Origin of the sequence: Anaeromyxobacter oryzisoli (genome assembly GCF_022690765.1) — a bacterium.
GTDB lineage: Bacteria > Myxococcota > Myxococcia > Myxococcales > Anaeromyxobacteraceae > Anaeromyxobacter > Anaeromyxobacter oryzisoli.
Genome location: NZ_JALCZA010000020.1, coordinates 1 through 20,900, shown reverse-complemented (window position 1 = coordinate 20,900; position 20,900 = coordinate 1). Strand labels below are relative to the sequence as shown.

General features: G+C 72.1%; 19 protein-coding genes. 8 read left to right on the top strand and 11 right to left on the bottom strand.

The window, feature by feature from the left end; genetic code table 11:
- Window positions 1-331 precede the first annotated feature (331 nt).
- Entirely contained in the window at window positions 332-1,546 is a 1,215-nt protein-coding gene (locus MNZ27_RS08840; protein ID WP_242393683.1) for an aminotransferase class I/II-fold pyridoxal phosphate-dependent enzyme, read from the top strand.
- Window positions 1,543-2,862 (top strand): nucleotide sugar dehydrogenase, encoded by a 1,320-nt coding sequence (locus tag MNZ27_RS08835; protein ID WP_242393682.1) that lies wholly within the window; start codon window positions 1,543-1,545, stop codon window positions 2,860-2,862. The genes MNZ27_RS08840 and MNZ27_RS08835 overlap by 4 nt, the downstream gene beginning before the upstream one ends.
- A 66-nt stretch (window positions 2,863-2,928) precedes the next feature.
- Here MNZ27_RS08835 and MNZ27_RS08830 read toward each other — a convergent pair whose 3' ends face one another.
- On the bottom strand, window positions 2,929-3,960 hold the full coding sequence (locus MNZ27_RS08830) for an SDR family oxidoreductase (RefSeq protein ID WP_242393681.1): 1,032 nt from the start codon (window positions 3,958-3,960) through the stop codon (window positions 2,929-2,931).
- A gap of 288 nt (window positions 3,961-4,248) precedes the next feature.
- Between MNZ27_RS08830 and MNZ27_RS08825 the strand changes: the two genes are divergently transcribed.
- The 3 genes from MNZ27_RS08825 (at window position 4,249) to MNZ27_RS08815 (ending at window position 9,456) form a co-directional block, all read left to right on the top strand.
- Window positions 4,249-5,382, top strand: a complete 1,134-nt coding sequence (locus MNZ27_RS08825; protein ID WP_242393680.1) for an efflux RND transporter periplasmic adaptor subunit — start codon at window positions 4,249-4,251, stop codon at window positions 5,380-5,382.
- 15 nt (window positions 5,383-5,397) lie between these two features.
- Window positions 5,398-8,532 (top strand): efflux RND transporter permease subunit, encoded by a 3,135-nt coding sequence (locus tag MNZ27_RS08820; protein ID WP_242393679.1) that lies wholly within the window; start codon window positions 5,398-5,400, stop codon window positions 8,530-8,532.
- A 315-nt stretch (window positions 8,533-8,847) separates the two neighbouring features.
- Entirely contained in the window at window positions 8,848-9,456 is a 609-nt protein-coding gene (locus MNZ27_RS08815; protein WP_242393678.1) for a hypothetical protein, read from the top strand.
- A gap of 269 nt (window positions 9,457-9,725) precedes the next feature.
- On the opposite strand, the gene MNZ27_RS08810 is transcribed toward MNZ27_RS08815, so the two are convergent.
- From MNZ27_RS08810 to MNZ27_RS08765, 10 genes are all read right to left on the bottom strand, one after another.
- On the bottom strand, window positions 9,726-9,905 hold the full coding sequence (locus MNZ27_RS08810; RefSeq protein ID WP_242393677.1) for a CsbD family protein: 180 nt from the start codon (window positions 9,903-9,905) through the stop codon (window positions 9,726-9,728).
- A 21-nt stretch (window positions 9,906-9,926) separates the two neighbouring features.
- Window positions 9,927-10,076 carry a lmo0937 family membrane protein gene (locus tag MNZ27_RS08805; protein WP_242393676.1) on the bottom strand — a complete coding sequence of 50 codons (150 nt, stop codon included), beginning with the start codon at window positions 10,074-10,076 and terminating at the stop codon, window positions 9,927-9,929.
- Window positions 10,077-10,232: 156 nt separating this feature from the next.
- Window positions 10,233-11,510: a 4Fe-4S dicluster domain-containing protein gene (locus MNZ27_RS08800; RefSeq protein ID WP_242393675.1), complete on the bottom strand. Its 1,278-nt coding sequence runs from the start codon at window positions 11,508-11,510 to the stop codon at window positions 10,233-10,235.
- A 143-nt stretch (window positions 11,511-11,653) separates the two neighbouring features.
- The gene (locus tag MNZ27_RS08795) at window positions 11,654-12,181 is read right to left on the bottom strand and encodes a 2-oxoacid:acceptor oxidoreductase family protein (RefSeq protein WP_242393674.1); all 528 of its coding nucleotides are present in this window, start codon (window positions 12,179-12,181) and stop codon (window positions 11,654-11,656) included.
- Window positions 12,178-13,032 carry a thiamine pyrophosphate-dependent enzyme gene (locus tag MNZ27_RS08790; RefSeq protein ID WP_242393673.1) on the bottom strand — a complete coding sequence of 285 codons (855 nt, stop codon included), beginning with the start codon at window positions 13,030-13,032 and terminating at the stop codon, window positions 12,178-12,180. The genes MNZ27_RS08795 and MNZ27_RS08790 overlap by 4 nt, the downstream gene beginning before the upstream one ends.
- Complete coding sequence (locus MNZ27_RS23970; RefSeq protein WP_242393672.1) at window positions 13,032-14,204, bottom strand: 2-oxoacid:acceptor oxidoreductase subunit alpha; 1,173 nt, start codon at window positions 14,202-14,204, stop codon at window positions 13,032-13,034. Before MNZ27_RS23970 ends, MNZ27_RS08790 begins: the two co-directional genes overlap by 1 nt.
- Entirely contained in the window at window positions 14,201-14,986 is a 786-nt protein-coding gene (locus tag MNZ27_RS08780; protein WP_242393671.1) for an ABC transporter permease, read from the bottom strand. Before MNZ27_RS08780 ends, MNZ27_RS23970 begins: the two co-directional genes overlap by 4 nt.
- Window positions 14,983-15,984: an ABC transporter substrate-binding protein gene (locus MNZ27_RS08775; protein WP_242393670.1), complete on the bottom strand. Its 1,002-nt coding sequence runs from the start codon at window positions 15,982-15,984 to the stop codon at window positions 14,983-14,985. The genes MNZ27_RS08780 and MNZ27_RS08775 overlap by 4 nt, the downstream gene beginning before the upstream one ends.
- The gene (locus MNZ27_RS08770) at window positions 15,981-17,537 is read right to left on the bottom strand and encodes an AMP-binding protein (protein WP_242393669.1); all 1,557 of its coding nucleotides are present in this window, start codon (window positions 17,535-17,537) and stop codon (window positions 15,981-15,983) included. Before MNZ27_RS08770 ends, MNZ27_RS08775 begins: the two co-directional genes overlap by 4 nt.
- On the bottom strand, window positions 17,537-18,385 hold the full coding sequence (locus tag MNZ27_RS08765; protein WP_242393668.1) for an ABC transporter ATP-binding protein: 849 nt from the start codon (window positions 18,383-18,385) through the stop codon (window positions 17,537-17,539). The genes MNZ27_RS08770 and MNZ27_RS08765 overlap by 1 nt, the downstream gene beginning before the upstream one ends.
- Before the next feature lie 78 nt (window positions 18,386-18,463).
- On the opposite strand from MNZ27_RS08765, the gene MNZ27_RS08760 reads away from it, so the two are divergent.
- From MNZ27_RS08760 to MNZ27_RS08750, 3 genes are all read left to right on the top strand, one after another.
- Entirely contained in the window at window positions 18,464-18,922 is a 459-nt protein-coding gene (locus tag MNZ27_RS08760) for an IS1634 family transposase (RefSeq protein WP_277957746.1), read from the top strand.
- 260 nt (window positions 18,923-19,182) lie between these two features.
- A complete protein-coding gene (locus MNZ27_RS08755; protein ID WP_242393666.1) occupies window positions 19,183-19,758 on the top strand; it encodes a type IV toxin-antitoxin system AbiEi family antitoxin domain-containing protein in 576 nt (191 codons plus the stop codon).
- Window positions 19,755-20,660 carry a nucleotidyl transferase AbiEii/AbiGii toxin family protein gene (locus MNZ27_RS08750; protein ID WP_242393665.1) on the top strand — a complete coding sequence of 302 codons (906 nt, stop codon included), beginning with the start codon at window positions 19,755-19,757 and terminating at the stop codon, window positions 20,658-20,660. Before MNZ27_RS08755 ends, MNZ27_RS08750 begins: the two co-directional genes overlap by 4 nt.
- Window positions 20,661-20,900: the final 240 nt, after the last annotated feature.

The window sequence follows — 20,900 nt, the reverse complement described above, 5'->3', positions numbered from 1 at the left end:
GCGCGCTCGCGAGGACGACGGCGCCGCCTGTTGGGGCGGAGCGACGGACAGGCGTTGGAGCGCCCGGGCCGCGTGCCTACCGTCACCGCGCTGCAGCACACGCCGGGGGCGCGGATGGCGGGGAGCTGGATCGGGCCGGGGGGCGTTCGCCATTCGTCAAGCACGCCCTCGACGCCGCGGCGACGGTGCCGCGCGTTCGTGGCGCTCCCGCCCTCGCCGCCGGCGGCGATGCGCGCGACCGGCGGGTCGCCGGTGCGGCTCCGCCAGGTGCGTCCGTGGACGCCGCCGCCGCGCTGGTTCACGGCGTACCATGCGTGAAAGGAGAGCGAGGGTGCCGCGCGTCTATCTCTCGGTACCTCACCTCGGGGAGCGCGAGGAGCGCTACGTCCGCGAGGCGTTCGCGAGCAACTGGATCACCAGCGCCGGCCCCCAGCTCGAGGCCTTCGAGCGCGCCTTCGCGGCCCGGGTCGGGCGCCCGGCCGTCGCGCTCGCCTCCGGCACCGCCGCGCTCCACCTCGGGCTGCGGCTGCTCGGCGTGGGGCCGGGGACCGAGGTGATCGTCTCGGATCTCACCTTCGTCGCGAGCGTGAACCCGATCCGGTACCTGGGCGCGTCGCCGGTGCTGGTGGACGCCGATCCCGCGACCTGGACCATGGACCCGGCGCGGCTCGCCGAGGCCCTCGAGGATCGCGCGAAGCGCGGACGACGCCCCCGGGCGGTGGTGGTGGTCCACCTCTTCGGGCAGTGCGCGGACCTCGATCCCATCCTCGAGATCTGCCGGCGCCACGGGATCCCGGTGCTGGAGGACGCCGCCGAGGCGCTGGGCTCGCTCTACCACGGGCGCCCCGCCGGCACCCTAGGCGACGTGGGGGCGTTCTCGTTCAACGGCAACAAGATCATCACCACCTCCGGCGGCGGGATGCTCGTCGCGAGCCGGCCGGAGTGGGTGGAGCGCGCGCGGCACTGGTCCACCCAGGCGCGCGAGCCCGGCGCCGCCTATCACCACCTCGAGCTCGGGTACAACTACCGGCTCTCCAACGTCCTCGCCGCCATCGGGCGCGGGCAGCTCGAGGTGCTCGACGAGCGGATCGCCCAGCGGCGCGCCGTCGAGCGGTGCTACCGCGAGGCGTTCGCGGGCGTCCCCGGCCTCTCGCCGATGCCGGAGGCGCCGTACGGGTTCCACACCCACTGGCTCTCCTGCTTCCTCGTGGACGAGGACGCGGCGGGCGCCTCGCGCGACGACGTGCTCCGGGCCCTCGCGGCCCGCGAGATCGAGGCGCGGCCGCTGTGGAAGCCCATGCACCTCCAGCCGCTGCACGCGGGCTGCCCGCGGTACGGCGGGGAGGTGGCCGAGGAGCTCTTCGAGCGCGGCCTGTGCCTGCCCAGCTCGAGCTCGCTCGCGCCGGAGGACCAGGCCGAGGTGATCGACACCGTCCTGCGCGTGCTCCGCGCAGGACGAACCCGGCGCGCGGCCCCGGCCGCCGACGCCGTGCCGGGAGACCAAAGGATGGCCGCCGGGGAGACCGCGACAGGGGGGCAGCCGTGACGACGTGGGACGAGCGGATCGCGACGCGCAGCGCGGTGGTCGGGGTGATCGGGCAGGGCTACGTCGGCCTCCCGCTCGCGCTCGTGTTCCAGGAGGCGGGGTTCACCGTGATCGGGTTCGATCGCGATCCCGCCAAGGTGGAGGCGCTCGGGCGCGGCGAGTGCTACATCCGGCACATCGGGGCCGAGCGCGTGGCCGCGGCCGTCGCGAGCGGGCGCTACACGGCCACGACCGACCACGATCGCCTCGCGGCGTGCGACGCCATCCTCATCTGCGTCCCGACGCCGCTCGGCCGCCACCGCGAGCCGGACAACTCCTACATCCACGAGACCGCGCGACAGATCGCCGGGCGGCTCCGCCCCGGGCAGCTCGTCGTGCTCGAGTCCACCACCTACCCCGGGACCACCGACGAGGAGGTCCGGCCGATCCTGGAGGCGACGGGCCTGCGTTGCCCCACGGACTTCCTCCTGGCCTTCTCGCCGGAGCGGGAGGATCCGGGCCGGACCGACCACACCACCCGGTCGATCCCGAAGGTGGTCGGCGGCGTGGACGAGCCCTCGACCGACGCCGCCGCGGCGCTCTACGGCGCCGCGCTCGACCGGGTCGTCCGCGTCGCGAACGCTCGCGTCGCGGAGTCCACCAAGCTCCTCGAGAACATCTTCCGCTCGGTGAACATCGCCCTCGTCAACGAGCTGAAGGTCATCCTCGACCGGATGGGCATCGACGTCTGGGAGGTGATCCGCGCCGCCTCGACGAAGCCGTTCGGCTTCATGCCCTTCTACCCCGGCCCCGGGCTCGGCGGGCACTGCATCCCGCTCGACCCCTTCTACCTGGCGTGGAAGGCCGCGGAGCACGGCGACTGGGCGCGCTTCATCGAGCTCGCGGGCGAGATCAACGCGCGCATGCCGGAGCGGGTCGTGGACCGCGTCGCGCTCGCCCTCAACGACGAGCAGAGGTCGCTCCGGGGCGCGCGCGTCCTCGTGCTCGGCCTCGCGTACAAGGCCAACATCGACGACGACCGCGAGTCGCCCTCCTACGAGATCCTCGAGCTGCTCGCCGAGCGCGGCGCGAACGTCCAGTACTGCGATCCGCACTTCCCCGTGGCGCGCAGCGGGAGGCACCACCAGCTCGAGATGCGGTCGGTCCCGTGCGACGCCGCGACGTTCGCGAGCTTCGACGCGATCGTCGTCTCCACGGCGCACGACGTCTTCAAGGACCCCGCGCTCTACCGCGGCGCCCGGCTCGTGGTGGACACGCGCAACGCGGTGGCCCCGCTGTTCGCGCCGGGCGAGGGGCCGCGCGTCGTGAAGGCGTGACGGCACCGACGACACCGGGTCGGCGGCGCCCGTCGGCGCGCCGCCGGCCCGCGACCCGGCTCACAATCAGCGCGCCGTCGTGGCGGCGTACCACGCCGCCGCCTCGCGCAGCCCCTCGCGCACCGAGTGCGTCGGCGCATAGCCGAGGAGCGCGGTCGCCCGGCTCACGTCCGCCAGGGAGTGGCGCACGTCCCCGGCCCGGAACGAGCGGTAGCCGGGGCGCGCCGCCGCCGCCTCCGGCCGGCGCCGCGCGACCTCGTCACGGATCAGCTCGAACAGCTCGTTCAGCGTCGTCCGCGCCCCGCACGCAACGTTGTACACCTGGCCGAGGGCCTCCGACCGCTCCGCCGTCGCGGCGAGCAGGTTCGCCTGCACCACGTTCGCGACCGGGCAGAAGTCGCGGCTGGTCTCGCCGTCGCCGTAGATCTCCACCTGGTCCCCGCGCTCCAGGGCGGAGAACCAGCGCGGCATCACCGCGGCGTACGGCCCGGCGGGATCCTGGCGCGGCCCGAACACGTTGAAGTAGCGGAGCCCCACGAGCTCGAGCCCGTAGCAGCGCCCGAAGGCGGCGGCGTAGGCCTCGTCGCAGGTCTTCGACGCCGCGTAAGGGGACAGGGGCCGGCCGACGCGATCCTCGCGCTTCGGCAGCTCCGGCGCGTCGCCGTACACCGAGCTCGAGCTCGCGTAGACGATCCGGCGCACCCCGGCCACCCGCGCGGCGTCGAGCAGCCGGACGAAGCCGGTCACGTTCACCTCGTGCGTCCGGACGGGCGCCTCGATGGAGCGCGGCACCGACCCGAGGGCCGCCTCGTGCAGGACCACCGCGGCGCCGTCCACCGCGGCGGCGCAGGCGGCGGGGTCGCGGAGATCGCCCTCGATCACCGTGAGCGCCTCGGCGGCCGCGGGCCCCACGGCGCGACGGACGTCCTCCAGGTTCTCGCGTCGTCCGGTGGAGAAGTCGTCGAGCACCACCACCCGCTGCCCCAGCCGGAGCAGCGTCTCGACGAGGTGCGAGCCGATGAAGCCCGCGCCGCCCGTGACGAGCCACCGCCGTGGCGCCGCCCGGAGCGCCTCCCGCACCTGCTCGTATCGCGTCATCCCCGCCCCCCGCGAAGGTCCGAGCGCGCCCGGATATGCGATGCGCGCCGCATATGCGCAGGCCGCATATACGCGCGATCGCACGGCAGCCCGGCCGCCACGACGGGGCGCGCCCCGCAAGGCGCGCCGCGCAGCCAGGCGGGGTGGCGCCCAGCCGGGCGTCGTTCTCGCCGCGCGTCCCGAGTCGCCGCGCGTCCCGAGTCGCCGCGCGTCCCGAGTCGCCGCGCGTCCCGAGTCGCCGGCGCGCCGCGCCCACGTTAACGATCGCGGGCCGGTCGGGAGGCTCGCATGAGACGCGACATCCGGCAGGGGCTCGTCGTCGCCGTCGCGCTCGCGGTCGTCGTCGCCGTTCTCGCCGGGGTGAAGGCCGCCCAGATCGTCCGGATGGTCCGGGCGAACGAGTCGTTCGTGCCACCGCCGGAGGTCGTCACCTCGGCGCGGGTCGTCGCGACGCGGTGGACATCGACGCGGGCCGCGATCGGGTCCCTCGTCGCCGTCCGCGGGGTGACCCTCGGCGCGGAGCTCCCGGGCCTGGTGCGCGAGATCGCGTTCGAGTCCGGGACGACGGTGAGGCGCGGCGCGGTGCTCGCCCGCCTCGACACCTCGGCCGAGGAGGCGCAGCTCGCCGCCGCGCAGGCGGACGCGGCGCTCGCGCGGCTCAACCTCGAGCGGACGAGGAGGCTACGCCGCGAGGAGGCGATCGCCCAGGCGGACCTGGACGCGGCCGAGGCGCGGGCGAAGCAGGCGAACGCGACGGTCGCGAACCTCCGGGCGACGATCGCGAAGAAGACCGTCCGCGCCCCGTTCGACGGACGCATCTCGATCCGGCAGATCGAGCTCGGGCAGATCCTGTCCCCCGGGAGCCCCATCGCCTCGCTCCAGACGGTCAGCCCGATCCACGCGGACTTCTGGCTCCCGCAGCAGGCCCTCGCGGAGCTCGCCGTCGGCCAGCGCGCGCGCATGCGCGTGGACACGTTCCGGGGCGCCGCCTGGGACGGCGCGATCACCACCGTCAACCCGGAGGTCGATCCCGCCACGCGCAACGTCCGCGTCCGGGCCACCTTCCCGAACCCCGACGGCCGCCTCCGCCCCGGGATGTTCGCCAACGTGGAGGTGCTCTCGTCGGAGACCCGCCCGGTCCTGACCATCCCCGCGACCGCGGTCGTCTTCGCGCCCTACGGCGACTCGGTGTTCGCCCTGGAGGAGAAGACGGACGGCGGGCGGAGTGTCACCGTCGCCCACCAGAAGTTCGTCCGGACGGGAGAGCGGCGGGGGGACCTGGTCGCGGTGGAGGCCGGGCTCCGGGCGGGGGAGACCGTGGTGAGCACCGGCGCCTTCAAGCTGCGCAACGGGGCCACGGTCCGGGTGGACAACGCGCTCGCGCCGAGGCCGCAGCTCGCCCCGACCCCGACCGAGCAGTGACCGACCGGGCCTCCGATGACGCTCACCGAGATCTTCATCCGCCGGCCGGTCGTCGCCGTGGTCGTCAACCTCGTCATCGTCATCGCCGGGGTGCAGGCGATCCGCACGCTCAACGCCCGCCAGTACCCGCGCAGCGAGAACGCCCAGATCATCGTCACGACCCGCTACGTGGGGGCGAGCGCCGAGCTCGTGCGCGGCTTCGTCACCACGCCGCTCGAGCGCGTGATCGCCGCGGCCGACGGCATCGACTACCTCGAGTCGCAGAGCAAGCAGGGCGTCTCGATCATCACGGCCCGGCTGCGCCTCGACTACGACTCGACCAAGGCCCTCGCGGAGATCGGCTCGAAGATCGACCAGGTCCGCCGCGATCTCCCTCCCGACGCGGAGATCCCGATCCTCACGGTCGAGTCCGCCGACAGCCAGTTCGCCTCGGCGTACCTGAGCTTCTCGTCCGGCTTCCTCGCGCAGAACGAGATCACGGACTACCTGGTCCGCGTGGTCCAGCCCAAGCTGTCGGCGATCCCGGGGGTGCAGCGGGCCGACATCCTCGGCGCCCGCACCTTCGCCATGCGGATCTGGCTCAAGCCCGACCGCATGGCGGCCCTCGACGTGAGCCCGGCGCAGGTCCGCCAGGCGCTCACGGCGAACAACTACCTCGCCGCGGTGGGACAGACGAAGGGGTCGCTCGTGCAGGTGAACCTCACCGCCAACACCGACCTGCGCTCCCCGAAGGAGTTCCAGCAGCTCGTGATCCGCCAGAGGGAGGGCGCCCTCGTCCGGCTCGGCGACGTGGCCGACGTGGCGCTCGGCGCGGAAGACTACGACGCGAACGTGAGCTTCACCGGTCAGACCGCGGTCTTCGTCGGCGTCTGGGCCCTCCCGAACGCGAACGCGCTCGACGTCATCGCGCGGATGCGCACCGAGCTCGACGCCCTCCAGAAGGAGCTCCCGGAGCAGCTCCAGGCCCGGGTCGCCTACGACGCCACCGAGTACATCCGGGACGCCATCTCCGAGGTGGAGACCACCCTCGCCGAGACGCTCCTCATCGTCGTGGTCGTCATCTTCCTGTTCCTCGGGTCGCTGCGGTCGGTGCTGGTCCCGGTCGTCGCCATCCCGGTCTCGCTGATCGGCGCCGTGTTCCTGATGCAGGTCTTCGGGTTCACCGTGAACTTGTTGACGCTCCTCGCGATCGTGCTCTCGGTCGGGCTGGTGGTGGACGACGCCATCGTGGTCGTCGAGAACGCCGAGCGCCACCTGAGGGAGGGCATGAGGCCGGTGGACGCGGCGCTGCGCGGCGTGCGCGAGCTCGTCGGCCCGATCGTCGCGATGACGATCACGCTCGCGGCGGTGTACACGCCCATCGCCTTCCAGGGCGGGCTCACCGGCTCGCTCTTCCGCGAGTTCGCGCTCACCCTCGCCGGGGCCGTCACCCTCTCCGGTGTCGTCGCGCTGACCCTCTCGCCGGTGATGTCCGCGTACCTCCTCCGCCACGAGGAGCGCGGCCTCGCGCGGCGGGTCGATCGCGGCTTCGAGCGGATCCGGGCGGCCTACGCGCGGCAGCTCGAGCGCGTCCTCCGCGCCCGCCCGGCCATCTACGCAGCGTGGATCGGCGTGAGCGTCCTCGCGATCGTCATGTTCACGCAGGCGCCCCGGGAGCTCGCCCCCCTCGAGGACCAGGGGGTCGTCTTCGGCGTCGTGAACACGCCCTCCAACTCGACGCTCGACCAGCTCACCCCGTTCGCGCGCGAGCTGAACCGGGCCGTGATGGCGATGCCGGAGTCCGAGTTCACGTTCCAGATCACCTTCCCGAACGAGGGGTTCTGGGGCGTCGGCCTGAAGCCGTGGCAGCAGCGAAGTCGGACGGCGTTCCAGATCCTGCCCGAGGTGCAGGCCCGGGTCGGGGCCATCCCCGGCATCCAGACCTTCCCGATCCTGCCCCCGGCGCTCCCCGGCGGCGGCCAGTTCCCGGTGGAGCTCGTCATCGGCTCCACCGCGGAGACCGCGGAGGTCCTCGACTTCGCGCGGCGGATCCAGGAGAAGGCGACCGCCAGCAAGATCTTCGCGTTCCCGCCGCTCGTCGACGTGAAGCTGGACCAGCCGTCGTCGGAGATCGTGCTCGACCGCGACAAGGTGGCGGAGCTCGGGCTGAACCTCCAGACGGTGGGCCAGGACCTCGCGGCGGCGACGGGCGGGAACTTCGTCAACCGCTTCAGCATCGCCGGCCGCAGCTACAAGGTCATCCCGCAGCTCGTGCGCTCCGAGCGCCTGAACCCGGAGCAGCTCGCGGACGTGCACGTCACCGGCCCCGGCGGCCAGCTCGTCGCCCTCGCGTCCATCGCGCGGCTCGAGAACACCGTCACGCCGCGCTCGCTCAACCGGTTCCAGCAGCTCAACGCCGTGAAGATCACCGGCGTGCCGATGCGGCCGCTGGACCAGGCCCTGAGCTATCTCGAGGCCGAGGCCGCGAAGATCCTCCCGCGGGGCTACACCCTCGACTACACCGGCGAGTCGCGCCAGCTCCGGAGCGAGGGGAACAGGTTCCTGCCGGCGTTCCTCCTCTCCGTCGTGCTGATCTTCCTGGTCCTCGCCGCCCAGTTCAACAGCTTCCGGGATCCGTTCGTCATCCTCGCCGGGTCGGTGCCGCTCGGCATGTTCGGCGCGCTCGTCGTGGTCTTCCTCAAGATGCCGAACCCGAACCTCCACTTCTTCACCGACGGCTGGACGACGACGCTCAACGTGTACTCGCAGGTGGGGCTCGTCACGCTCGTGGGGCTCGTGTCGAAGAACGGCATCCTCATCGTGCAGTTCGCGAACACGCTGCAGGAGCAGGGGCAGGCGAAGCTCGAGGCGGTCCGGAACGCGGCGGCGACGCGCCTCCGGCCCATCCTGATGACCAGCGTGGCCACGGTGTTCGGCCACTTCCCCCTCACGCTCGTGTCCGGCCCCGGCGCCAAGGCGCGGAACAGCATCGGCCTGGTGCTCGTCGCCGGGATGACCATCGGTACGCTCTTCACGCTCTACTTCCTGCCCGCCATCTACGTGCTCATCGCCCGGGATCGTCGGCCCAGGGCGCGCGCCGAGGCGCGACCGGCATGGGTCACGCCGGCGGCGCGGGCCGTGCCGGACGACCCCGGGGACGGGGCGAGCTAGATTGCGGCTCCCGCCGACGGGAGCTCGTTCGTGCTGATCGTGTGGGGCGCTGATTGCCCGCCCAGCGGACGCTCGCCCGGTTCCTTGCGAGCCGTGCCGGGGCCAGGGCGCCCCTCGCGTGGTGCTCACCGTCGCCGTTGCAGGCCACATCTTTGTGCTCAGGGGCACAGAGCCATGAGCGCGGTGAGCTACGTGGTAGCGGGCACGGCGTTGTTGCTGACCGGGGCGGGCTGTGCGAGTACACGGCAGGCCAACGAGAGCCCGAATCCGGCGACGCGGGAGGTCGCGTCGGCGCAGGAGCAATCCCAGGCGGCGTTGAAGCGAGCGCAGGACGCGCAAAACGCCGCGGCCGATCAGGCGAAGAGGACCGCCGCGGCGGAGGCGCAGGTTCGGGAGGACCAGGCGAAGCTGGAGCGGGACCAGGCGAAGGCCCGGCAGGAGCAGTTGAAGGCCGAGCAGCTCCAGGCGCTGGCGCAGCAGGAGACCGCGCGGGCAACGCAGGAGACGAAGAGGCAGCAGCAGGCGGCCGCGAGCGGGCTCGCCCAGCAGACGCAGCGCAGCGTGCGCGGCCAGCAGCTCGCCGCGGGCGTGGTGACGCAGGTCCGCTCCGACGAGCTCGTGCTGCAGCTTCCCTCCGGCGACGCCATGCGCTTCAAGCTGAACGATCGGACGCAGGTCGAGATCAGCGGCCAGCGCGGGGCGGCGGACCAGATCCGCGAGGGCGCCGAAGCACGCGTCGTCTACGAGCCGTCTGCTAACGGGCCGACGGCGGTGACGGTGGCGGTGAACCCTTCGGCTGGCGCCTCGGGCTCCGCGATGGGCTCGGGCGCGACCGACACGACGGCGCCTTCGACCGGGACGGGCAGCTCGAGCGAAGGGGCGTCTCCTCCAGCGCCGACGCCGCCGCCAGGGACGAACCAGTAGCCAGGCGTTCGAGGAACCGGGGCATCCTGCTGGCGGGCGGCGTCGGGTACGACGCGCTGCTCTCGCTCGTGCCATTCCTCACGCTGACCGTCGCCGCGAATCCGCGCCAGGTGACGCGCCACCCGCGCCCGCGCGCTGACGACGACCGCTCCCGGTCCCCTCCAGGCGGCAGCCGTCCCGGCGCCATCGCGCGACCGGCTCGACCTGAAGCAGATGCGATCGGAGAAGGGGTGGCGGCGGGACCTCCACCCCCTGCTCGACGCTTCGCTCTACTTCCCGAGGACCTTCTTGACCTGGCCGAGCTTCTCCCGAGCCTTGCCGGCGAGCTTCTGGTCCTTCCCCTCGGCCTCCAGCTTGCGCTGCCCGGTGATGATCCCGACGGCCTCCTTGATCTTGCCCTTCAGGTTCCCGAACTTGCCCTTCGCCTGGTCCTTCGTGCTGGGCTTCATGGCTTCCCCTCTCTGTGCGATTCAGGCGACCCGCTGGCGCCGGACGAGGCCCACCACCAGCGCGATGACAGCCAGCACCAGCAAGAGGTGGATGAATCCGCCCAGGGTGTACGAGCTCACGAGACCGAGCGCCCAGAGGACGAGAAGGACGACGGCAATGGTCCACAGCATGACGACCTCCTTCGCGACCGCTTCCTCTTGCCCTGTAGTGTGCACCGAGGCGACGGGACACGAGCAGGGCAACGGGGTTCGTCCGGTGAAGTGCGACGGATCGCCGGAACGCGCGGACCGAGGACGCTGGCGTCGGGCGCGAGCGAGCGCTTCTCGCTACGCGAAGCGCCGGACGAGCGCCTCGAGGTAGCGCGAGCGGACCTGCTCGGTCGCGAGGAGGCGCCGCGCCGGCGGGAGCTTCAGGATCGCGCCGAAGAAGGCGGCGAGCGCCCGGTGGCTCCAGAGGAGCCGGTTGTCGAAGAGCAGGTCCTGGAGCTTGCCCCGCTCGAGGGCCATGAGCACGGCCCGGTGAGCGCCGTCCAGAGGGGTGAGCCGGCGCGGACCGCGCTCCCGGAGCGAGAGCGCCTTCTCCGCGCAGGTCCGCACGCAGACGCCGCACCCGAGGCAGCGTGCCTCGTCGAGCCGCGCGACGCCGCGCCGGGGGCGCCGCGGATCGTGGGCCGAGACGGCGCTCATCGCCTCCACCGGGCAGACCCGCACGCACCGCTCGCAGCCGCTGCACGCCTCCGCGTCCACCACCGGGAGGAAGTGGGTGGTGTGGACCGGGTGCGCGGCGGCGAAGCGCCGGGCGGCGATCATCGCCTCGCAGCAGCAGCCGCAGCAGTTGCAGATGAAGTTCACGCCCTCCCGCACGTTCTCGCCGAACTGCACGAGGTTCCGCTCGTGGGCCTGGTGCAGGAGCTCGAGCCCCTCGACGACGTCCACCTCCCGCGCGTGCCCGTGCCGGATGAGCGACCCGGCGGACGTGTTGAAGGTCATGCAGATTTCCCGCGGCGCGTCGCAGGCGCGCCCCAGGTGCTCCATCTTGTGCCGGCAGTAGCAGAGACCGACGCCGCGGTGGGTCGCCGTCCGGATCACCTCGCTGGCGCGCTCGAAGTCGAGGACGTGGAGGGCGTTCTCCTCGGAGAGGGCCGGCTCGTGGACGAAGGTGCGGCCGAGCTGCGTCTCCCCGCCCGCGAAGAGGGCGCGGACGAAGTCCTCCTCGACGTTCAGGTACTGATAGAAGAGCTCGGCGAGCGCCTTCTGGTCGACGTCCTCGCGGACCCGCATCATCGAGAACTCGAAGAACCCGGCCATGGGCGGGGGCAGGACGTACTCGGTGCCGTCCTCGGTCTCCACGTCGACGAGGAGCGCCCGCGAGGCGAGCTGGTCGAGGACCTTGCGCGCGTCCGCCTCGCTGGTCTTCCAGATGGACGCCGCCATCGCGGCGTCGAACGGCTTGAGGGGGAGCACCGAGACGAGCGCGGCCTCTCGCTCGCTGAACAGGATCTGCAGGATCTGGAAGAGGCTCTCGGAGGGCGGCGCCCCCTGGGAGCAGCGGTTGAGCCGCTCCGTGAGCCGGTCGTAGACGGACCGTGACGTTCTGTGCGCCATGACGGGCTGTCGCGAATGCCGCGGAACGCCCGAGGCTACCTCGTTCTCCGCGTCTCGACGATGGGCTCGCGGGGAGGCCCCGCGCGGATCACGGATCACTGCGGGAGACACCCTCTACCGCGTGGTGCTCATGTGCCGGGTATTCAGCCCGCCAGCTCCCAGCCGAGCTCGAACGCGCGCGCGTTCTCCTCGGGGTACCTGGGGATCCGGTCCCGGAGCGCTGCGACCACCGCGGTGCGGTCGAGCGTTGCCGCAAGGATGCGCGACACGGCGCCGAGGAAGATGACGTTCGCGAGAAGCGGTTTCCCGAGTTCGCCGGCGGCGGTCGCCGAGGCCGGGACCGCGACGCGGCGGGCGGCGCGGTCGGCTCCCGGGGCGACGACGGCCGGGTCGTACAGCAGGGTGCCGCGCACCAGGGGATGGAACCGCTCGTAGGCGGACGCGGTCATCGCGCAGAAGCAGTCCGCCCGCTCGACGACGGGGCTGTCCACCTCGCCGGATGCGAGGACCACCTGGCTGCGCACGTACCCGCCGCGCGTCTCCGTCCCGTGCGACACGAGCATCGTCGCGCCGAGTCCCTGTCGCGAACCAGCCAGCCCCAGCACCTGCCCGAGCCTGACCACGCCCTGCCCTCCGTGGCCGGAGAGGAGGATCTCTATCCGATCGCTCATGACGTCCTCCCGGCCCTCGCCCGGACCGCGGCGACGTGGTCCCGGAGGCGCTCGGTGAACTCCGGCCGGGCGCCGCGCGCGTCGTGGAACACTCCCGTGCGGAACCCCGCCGGGGCGACCTCCGGCGCCGGGCCGGGCTCGAGGGGCACCGTGCGGGCGCGGATCCAGCCCTGGATGGCGCCGACGGTGCCGTCGCCGAGGGCCTGTGCGCCGTAGTGGACGTGGCAGCCGTACACCACCTGGACGAGGGAGAAGCCCCGGGTGCCGAGCGCGGCCTTCACGCTCTCCACGACCGCGTCTCGCTGCAGGACGGTGTGGCGCGCAAGGAAGGACGCGCCCGCCTCTCGCACGATGCCGAGGACGTCCAGTCCCCCATCGGACCAGCCGGGCTCCCAGGTGCCGTAGGGCGACGAGTCGGTTCGCGAGCCGGCGGGCGTCGTCACGCCGTACTGTCCGCCGGTCGACTGGTACCCCAGGTTGTCGCCCACCACGACGGTGAGATCGACGTTGCGTCGCGCGGCGGCGAGGAGGTGCGGCAGGCCGATGGTGAAGGCGTCGCCGTCGCCGACGGTGAGCAGGATCCGCTTCTCCCGCGGGAGCGCGAGCCGGAGCCCGGTCGCGAGGGCGTATACCCTGCCGTGCGTCCCGGCGAACGTATCGCCTCTCCACGTGGCGTAGGTCTGCCGGCCGGTGCATCCGATCGCCGTCCCCCACACGAGGTCCGACGGGCCGAGTCCGAGCGCGTCGATCGCGGTCAGCACCTCGCGGTGGAGGAGGCGGAGGCCGCAGCCGGGGCACGCGGTGCCCGGCCACTTCTCCGGCCGAAGGTACTTTCCAGCGAGAGGGTCCATCAGTACGCCTCCAGTTCCCAGCCCCGTCGCGCGAGCCGCTCGCCCCGAAGCAGGGCGCGGCTCGCCTCGCAGAGCTCCGCGACGCGCGGCAGCTCCCCGCAGCGCCCGAAGAAGTGGGCGGACGAGCCGGGCGACATCGCGCGCTGGATTTCGCGGACGAGCTGGCCGTCCCAGTTGAGCTCGACCGAGAGGTATCGGGCGCGCCGCGCGAAGAGGTGATCGGGGAACGGCCAGAGCGAGACGAGGCGCAGCCCGCCGACCCGGAGCCCCTCCGCGCGAGCCCTGGCCACCGCGCTCTTCACGACCCGCGAAGGCGTGCCGTAGGAGACGAGGATGACCTCCGGGTCGTCCTCCAGCCCCCACGCCTCGTGCTCATCGATGAGGTGCCGATGGCGGCGGATCTTGTGGATGAGCCGGTGCGCGTGCTTGTGCTGCGCCTCCACCTCCTCGGTGTCGTGCCCGCGCTCGGTGGGGGTCCAGTCGGAGCAGGCGCCGCCCGCTCCGCGCCCGAGCACGACCGGCGGCACGTCGATCGCGTCGCTGGCCGGGTAGAAGTCGGGGCCGGGGTGGGCTCGACGCGGGACGACCTCGAGCCCCATGGCGGCTCGCTCGTCGGACGTCTCCGGGATCGCGAGGGCCTCCCACCCGTCCGTCACCATCTGATCCGCGAGCAGCGTCACAGGGGTCCTGAACCGTTCGGCGAGGGCGAAGGCCCGGACCGTGAGCCGGAAGGCCTCCTGGACCGACGAGGGAGCGAGTACGATCGTCTCGTAGTTCCCGCCGTGGGCGAGATAGCGGGACAGGTACAGCTCGCCCTGGCCCGGCGCGCCCGTGATGCCCGACACCGGCCCGACGCGCTGCGCGTCGACGATCACGACCGGGATCTCGGCGGAGACCGCCCACCCGAAGGGATCCGCGAAGAGGATGAAGCCGGGCCCGGACGTCGCCGTCATCGCCTTGAGCCCGCCGAGGGAGGCGCCGTTGCACAGGTGTAGCGCCGCGCACTCGTCCTCCGCCTGGACGTAGTAGCCCCCGACCTCCGGCAGCCGCCGCGCCATGTTCTCGGCGATCTCTGTCGCCGGCGTGATCGGATAGCCCGCGAACACGCGGCAGCCCGCGACGATCGCCGCCTCGGTGATCGCGGCGTTTCCCGTGTCGAAGACGCGCCTCACGCGGCCTCCACCGCGCGCCACGCGCGCGTGTGGCGCTCGAGCGGGGCGAAGACGAGCTCCTCCGCCACGACCATGAGCGCGCCGAGCATGACCATCGTGAGGAGCGTCACCTCGGTCCGGCCCGTCGAGCGCCCCATGTTGAGCATGTAGCCGATGCCCTTCGGCACCCCCACCATCTCCGCGGCGATGACCACCCGCCACGCGAAGCCCAGGCCGAGCCTGAACCCGGTGACGAGGAACGGAACGAGGCTCGGCAGGTAGACGCGCCGCAGGAGCGCCGGGGTCCGCGCGCCGAGCGTGCGCGCCGCCTCGACGAGGCGGCCGTCCACGGCCCGCGCCCCCTGGGCGGTGGCGAGCATGACCGGAAACACGGAGCCGATGGTGATGATGAAGATCGCCGCGCCGTCGCCGAGGCCGAACCAGAGGATGGCGAGCGGCACCCAGGCGACGCCGGGGATCGGGGAGAACAGGCGCACGAACGGCTCGAGGACGGCGTTCGCGGCGCGCGACATCGCCGAGACGACGCCGAGCGGGATCCCGACCGCCACCGCGATGCCGAACCCGATCGCGACCCGCACCAGGCTCACCGACACCTGCCCCCACAGCTCGCCGGTTCGCGCCGACTCCCACGCCGCCCGAGCGACCGCCGCGGGCGGGGGGAGCAGCAACTCGGCATAGGCGGCCGGGACGCGCCCGAACAGCCCGGTCGTGGACGCCAGGTGCCACAGGCCCGCGAACGCGGCGAGCGCCGCGAGGCCGACGAGCGCGTCCCTCTTCCTCATCGCTTCGCCTTTCCGGTCGCGGGCGGCAGGAAGCGCAGGTCGAACAGGGCGCCCTCGGTGGGGAGCTCCTTCAGATAGCCGAGCTGCCTCGACCACCCGAGTGTCCGGAGGGCCGCCTTCGGGTCCACGACCGACGCGTAGTCGATGCGCTTGCGCGCCGCCGCGATGACGGACGGGTCGAGCTTCAGCTCCGACGCGATGACGGCATTCGCCTCGTCCGGCCTCTGGTTGATGAATCGGATCGCCTCCTCGTACGCCGACAGGAAGCGGCGGAGGTCCTCCGGACGATGGTCGATGAAGTCCTGCCGCGCGACCACCACGTTCACGGGATAGAGCGGGCCCGTGGGGTGCTCCTTGCGCCACGCCGCGGCCGCGTCGAAGAGCACCCGCGCGGCGGGGAACCTGGCCTGGGCCTGCGACGCGAAGGGCTCCCACATGATGACGGCGTCCACCTCACGCGCGATGAAGAGCGCGGCGGGCATGTCCGCGGGCGCCAACCCCGGCACGATGGTGAGGTCCCTTTCGGGATCGAGTTTCGCCAGCTCCTTCGCGATGTGAGCGCGGAAGAGCGTGTCGACGACCGTGCCGGGTTTCGGCGTCCCGACCTTCTTCCCCCGCAATCCACGGACGTCCGCGATCTTCGTGTCCTCCCGGGTGAGCAGCACGTGCCCGCCTCCGTTCGCGGCGGCGACGACCTTCAGCGGCACGCCCTTGCCGTGCCAGATCGCCGCGGGGGCGATGCCCTGCAGCGCCACGTCGAGCCGCCCGGCCGCGAACGCCTCCATCAGAGTGGAGCCGTCCTGGAAGTCCACCAACTCCAGCGTGATCCCCCGCGCTTGGAAGAGGCCCCGGGCGCGGCCCACGTACGGCGTCACGGTTCCGAGCGCGCGGTTCGTGCCCACGCGGATGACGACCTGCGCGGGCTCGGCGGCGCGGAGGCCGGTCGCGGGAACGAGCGCGGCGAGCGCCGCGAGGAGGAGGAGTCGTCTGGTGATCACGGGGGGGCCCCTTCGTTGCGGGTGATGCTGCGGTAGACGTCCACGAGACCCCGACGCTGCAGCTTGCCGTTCGGGCCGCGCGGAAAGTCGTCGACTAGGACGATCCGGCTCGGCATCTTGAACCGGGCGAGGTGCTCTCGGCAGTGCGCGGCGAGTGCGGGTTCCGTCGTCGTCGCTCCAGGCCTGAGCTTCACGAACGCCGCCACCGCCTCGCCGTAGAGCGCATCCGGCACTCCGACGACACAGGCGACCTCGACGCCCGCCGCCCGGTGGAGTACCTCCTCCACCTCGCGCGGAGCGATCTTCTCGCCGGCGCGGTTGATGAGCTCGCTCTTGCGGCCCGTGAGGTAGAGATAGCCGTCGGCGTCGAGCCGGCCGAGGTCCCCGGATCGAAACCAGCCGTCGCGCGGCCCGTCCGGATCGCCCGCCGAACGGCCGAGGTAGCCGCCGAAGACGTTTTCGCCGCGGATCGCGACCTCCCCCACTTCGCCGAGGGCGACCGGCGCCCCGCTCGCGTCCACTACGCGGAGCTCGTTCCCGAACGCGATCCCGACCGAGCCGGGCTTCCGGCGAGCGGGAGGGAGCGGGTTCGAGGTCACCTGTCCGCCCGCCTCGCTCATGCCCAGCGATTCGATGACCGGGATCCCGAAGCGCTCCTCGAAGGCCTCGAGCACCGCGACCGGGAGCGGCGCAGACGCCGAGCGGGCGAACCGGAGCGAGGCCGCCGCACGCGGAGGCGCCGGCCGCGAGAGGAGCAGCGACAGGATCGTCGGCACGGCGCTGAACCACGTGGCGCAGTGGGTGGTGGCCCAGCCCCAGAAGCGCTCGGCGTCGAAGCGACGGGGCATCACCACGCGACCGCCGCTGACCAGTGGCGCCAGGACCGTCACGACCAGGCCGTTGATGTGAAACGCCGGGAGCACGCAGAGCGCGACGTCCCGCGGCGTCAGCGCGTGGGCCTCCGCGACAGCGCGGGCGTCCGCAAGCAGGTTGCGGTGCGTGAGCGGGACGCCCTTGGGACGGCCGGTGGTCCCGGAGGTGAAGAGGATGAGGGCCACGTCGTCCGGCCCGGCGAGCCGCTCCTGGTCTGCGCTCGGAGCCCCCCTTGCCTCGATCGCCGTCTGCCTGACAACCGTGACGAGCGGGCCACTCGGCTCGACGTCCGGCCCGCCCAGCGGACGGACAATCGCGCTGCCCGAGACGGCGAGGGGGTGATGGCGCTCCGAGACGAGGAGAGCCGCGTCCGCCGCTTCCATGACGCGTTCGGTCTCCTCGGTGGTCAGCCGGGGATCGCACGGGACCGCCACGATCCCGGCGACACTGGCCCCGAAGAGCGTGACGACGAGATTCGGTCCGTTCCCGAGGGCGACGGCGACCCGATCGCCGCGGCGGGCCCCTGCGCGCCGGAGGGCGTCCGCGACCGACCTCGCCGCCGCGTGGACCCGGGCGAGCGTGAGCACACCCGCGTCCGGCGAGGTCAGGAACGCGAGGTCGGGGCGCTGCTCCGCCGCCTCCGCGAGGAGCGCGCCAAGGGTGGTGGTCCGGGCGCCCATCAGATCGACCAGTCCTCGAGGGCCGGGGCCGCGTCGAACTGCGCGAGCACGCGCGTGCGCAGCGCGGCGAAGGCCGGGTCCGTGCGCCGGCGCGGCCGCGGGAGGTTGACGGACAGGACGGCCTTCGCTCGGCCGGGCCGACGGCTCATCACGACCACCCGGTCCGCGAGGAACACGGCCTCGTCCACGTCGTGCGTGACGAAAAGCGTCGTGAAGGGCTCCCGTTGCCATAGCGAGACCAGCTCGCCCTGGAGCTCCATCCGCGTGAACGCGTCGAGGGCGCCGAAGGGCTCGTCCATGAGCAGCACCTCGGGTGCGAGCGCGAGGACCCGCGCGATCCCTACCCGCTGCTTCATCCCTCCCGAGAGCTGGTGCGGGTAGGCGCGCTCGAAGCCTCCGAGCCCGGTGAGGTGGATGAAGTGAGCCACCCGCCGCCGGATCTCCGGCCCAGGCGTACCATTCATCTCGAGCCCGAACGCGACGTTCCGGGCGACGTCGAGCCAGGGGAAGAGCGCGTGATCCTGGAACACCATCGCGCGGCTGGAGTGCGGCCCGGAGACGGCGACGCCCCCCACCGTGACCTGACCCGCGCAGGGGCGCTCCAGCCCGGCGACCATCCTCAGGAGCGTCGACTTCCCGCAACCCGACGGCCCTAGGAGGCAGACGAACTCATGCGGACGAACCTCGAGTGACACCTCCTCGAGGGCGACCACCGGGCCGCCGCCAGCGATGCGAAAACGTTTCGTGACCCCCGCGAAGGAGACGGCGCTCTCCGGCCGTGCAGTCGAGGCCGGCTCGTGGGGAGGTGCCGTCGTACGGGTGTCCAGCGTCCGAAGCGCGACAGACATGGTGCCTTCCGAAGCCGCGGGTGCGGCCACGGCGAGCATCCTAGTTCACGGATGTTTCTCCGATCAAGCGGATAACGGATGACTGTCTTATTTAGCGGACATTCACGAGGGCGGAGTCCTCGGCTGGAAGCGAGGCTTGGGCCTTCACCCGTGGACCTCATCTTCTACGACACCACCTCGCTGCACTTCGAGGTGGACGAGGAGGACGAGATCGCGCGGAAGCGCGATGACCGTGAGTACGGGCCGCTGCGCAAGCGTGGCTACTCGAAGAACGGACGCGAGGATGCGCCGCAGATCGTGGTCGGCCTCGCCGTGACGCGCGAGGGCCTGCCAGTACGCTCGTGGGTCTTCTCCGGCGACACGGCCGACGTGACCACGGTGGAGAAGGTGAAAGAGGACCTGCGCGACTGGCGCCTCGGACGCTGCATGTTCGTGGGCGACGCCGGAATGAACTCCGAGGAGAACCACCGCAAGCTCGCGCTCGGAAACGGGAAGTACATCCTCGAGAGGCGGACGTTCTCGAGGCCGGCGGCGTAGGCGATCGCGTCCCGCGCGTCCGGCCTGCCCCTCGGAGGCGAGGCGAGCCAGGGCCTGCCGGATCGCGATCTCGCTCTTCGCGGCCCCTTCCCGGAACCCGACCGACACATTCGAGCTGGACACCTTCTCGCCGAGGATCCCCTCGAGCGTCCGGGCGAGGAGGTGATTGCCACTTCCGCCGGCGAAGTTCCAGAAGCATGACCCGGAGCCCGGCCGCGGCGCTTGCAGAAAAGACAACGTAACGTTTACATTCGTGCGCGATGGGGCAGACGAAGAAACCGAGCTGGGACGAGCTCTTCGAGGTGGCATCTGGCCAGGAAGGCCTGTTCACGGCGTCCCAGGCGGCGGCGGCCGGTTACTACCGGCAGCTCCTCCGCCGCTACTTGGAATCCGGTCGGGTGAGGCGGGTCCGGCGCGGCATCTACCGCATCGTCCACTATCCCCCGGGCGAGCACGAGGAGCTGTCCGAGCTGTGGCTCTGGTCCAAGGAAAAAGGCGTGTTCTCGCACGAGACGGCGCTCTCGCTGCACGGCCTCTCGGACGTCCTCCCGAAGCGCGTTCACCTCACCGTTCCCGCCGACTGGAAGCGCCGGCGCCTGGCGGTCCCACGCGGGGTGGTCCTGCACCACGGCACCATCCATCCCGAGGAGCGGGCGTGGGTCGGGCCCGTGCCGGTGACCGAGCCGGGCCGCACCCTCCTCGACTGCGCCCAGGCCCATCTCTCGCCCGACCTGCTCGCCCAGGCGTTCCGCCAGGCGAGGTCGCGCGGACTGCTCGCGCCCGCGCGGCTCGACGAGATCTCGCGCGCCGCGGGCGTCTTCGGGGTGCCCGGATGAAGCCGCGCATCTATTCCACGCCGGCCGCTTTCAAGGCCGCTCTGGACCAGCGCCTCCGGAATGCGGCGGAGCCGGCGATCGGCATCTCGCGGCGCCGGCAGCTCCTCGTGTTCGATCGGTATCTCGCGCGCGTCGTGCGCGTCCTGGGGAACGCCGTCACGCTGAAGGGCGGGCTCGTGCTCGAGCTGCGGCTCGAGCGCGCGCGGACGACCAAGGACGTCGATCTTCGAATCGTCGGGTCGCCGGAAGACCTGCTGCTCCGTCTCCAGGAGGCAGGCCGGCTGGACCTGGGCGACTTCATGTCGTTCGAGATCGCGCTCGATCCGGAGCATCCGGGCATCACGGGGGACGCGGCGCGGTACGACGGCCAGCGATTTCGCGCCGAGTGCCGCATCGCCGGCAAGCGCTTCGGCGATCCCTTCGGCGTAGACGTGGGCATGGGCGATCCCATCCTCGGCGAGCCGGAGATCATGCGTGGTGACGACCTCCTCGAGTTCGCCGGGATCACCGCACCCGAGCTGCGCGTCTACCCGGTCGAGTCGCACATCGCCGAGAAGCTCCACGCCTACACGATGCCGCGGCCGACGCCGAACTCGCGGGTAAAGGATCTCCCGGACCTGGCGCTGCTCGGCCTGACCGGCACCCGGGAGGCGCGCCGCCTCCGCGCTGCGCTCGACCAGACCTTCACGTTCAGAAATACCCACCCGGTCCCGCGGTCCGTCCCGGATCCGCCGGAGGAGTGGATCCCGAAATACGCCCGCATCGCCGTCGAGGACGAGCTCCCCTGGCACACCCTCGCCGACGTCGCCGCGGCGGCCCGCGCGTTCCTCGACCCGGTGCTGGGCGCCGAGGTGGACGCCCGCTGGAACCCCGAAACCTGGGCCTGGAGCCCCGTACGATGAGCGTGCCGGCCGATCCCTCCGAGGCTGGGGGTCGATGATAGGCCAGTAATGACGGAAGCCCCCTTCCAGATTCGGAAGAGGGCCCCAGATAACACAAGGTTTTGGGGATTTTGGAGGCACCGGGCGGATTCGAACCGCCGAATACGGGTTTTGCAGTCTCGTCCATGGCGGTTGTGGCTGGTCGGATCCCGTAAAATCAGACCGTTTGCGGCCGCCTTCGGACGTCCTCGGACGACGCGC

What these genes read in the sequence shown, in the direction of transcription:
- MNZ27_RS08830 (WP_242393681.1), bottom strand. Translation starts at nt 3,960, where the DNA reads ATGACGCGATACGAGCAGGTGCGGGAGGCGCTCCGGGCGGCGCCACGG.
- MNZ27_RS08825 (WP_242393680.1), top strand. Translation starts at nt 4,249, where the DNA reads ATGAGACGCGACATCCGGCAGGGGCTCGTCGTCGCCGTCGCGCTCGCG.
- MNZ27_RS08820 (WP_242393679.1), top strand. Translation starts at nt 5,398, where the DNA reads ATGACGCTCACCGAGATCTTCATCCGCCGGCCGGTCGTCGCCGTGGTC.
- MNZ27_RS08810 (WP_242393677.1), bottom strand. Translation starts at nt 9,905, where the DNA reads ATGAAGCCCAGCACGAAGGACCAGGCGAAGGGCAAGTTCGGGAACCTG.
- MNZ27_RS08805 (WP_242393676.1), bottom strand. Translation starts at nt 10,076, where the DNA reads ATGCTGTGGACCATTGCCGTCGTCCTTCTCGTCCTCTGGGCGCTCGGT.
- MNZ27_RS08800 (WP_242393675.1), bottom strand. Translation starts at nt 11,510, where the DNA reads ATGGCGCACAGAACGTCACGGTCCGTCTACGACCGGCTCACGGAGCGG.
- MNZ27_RS08795 (WP_242393674.1), bottom strand. Translation starts at nt 12,181, where the DNA reads ATGAGCGATCGGATAGAGATCCTCCTCTCCGGCCACGGAGGGCAGGGC.
- MNZ27_RS08790 (WP_242393673.1), bottom strand. Translation starts at nt 13,032, where the DNA reads ATGGACCCTCTCGCTGGAAAGTACCTTCGGCCGGAGAAGTGGCCGGGC.
- MNZ27_RS08780 (WP_242393671.1), bottom strand. Translation starts at nt 14,986, where the DNA reads ATGAGGAAGAGGGACGCGCTCGTCGGCCTCGCGGCGCTCGCCGCGTTC.
- MNZ27_RS08770 (WP_242393669.1), bottom strand. Translation starts at nt 17,537, where the DNA reads ATGGGCGCCCGGACCACCACCCTTGGCGCGCTCCTCGCGGAGGCGGCG.
- MNZ27_RS08765 (WP_242393668.1), bottom strand. Translation starts at nt 18,385, where the DNA reads ATGTCTGTCGCGCTTCGGACGCTGGACACCCGTACGACGGCACCTCCC.
- MNZ27_RS08760 (WP_277957746.1), top strand. Translation starts at nt 18,464, where the DNA reads ATGACTGTCTTATTTAGCGGACATTCACGAGGGCGGAGTCCTCGGCTG.
- MNZ27_RS08755 (WP_242393666.1), top strand. Translation starts at nt 19,183, where the DNA reads ATGGGGCAGACGAAGAAACCGAGCTGGGACGAGCTCTTCGAGGTGGCA.
- MNZ27_RS08750 (WP_242393665.1), top strand. Translation starts at nt 19,755, where the DNA reads ATGAAGCCGCGCATCTATTCCACGCCGGCCGCTTTCAAGGCCGCTCTG.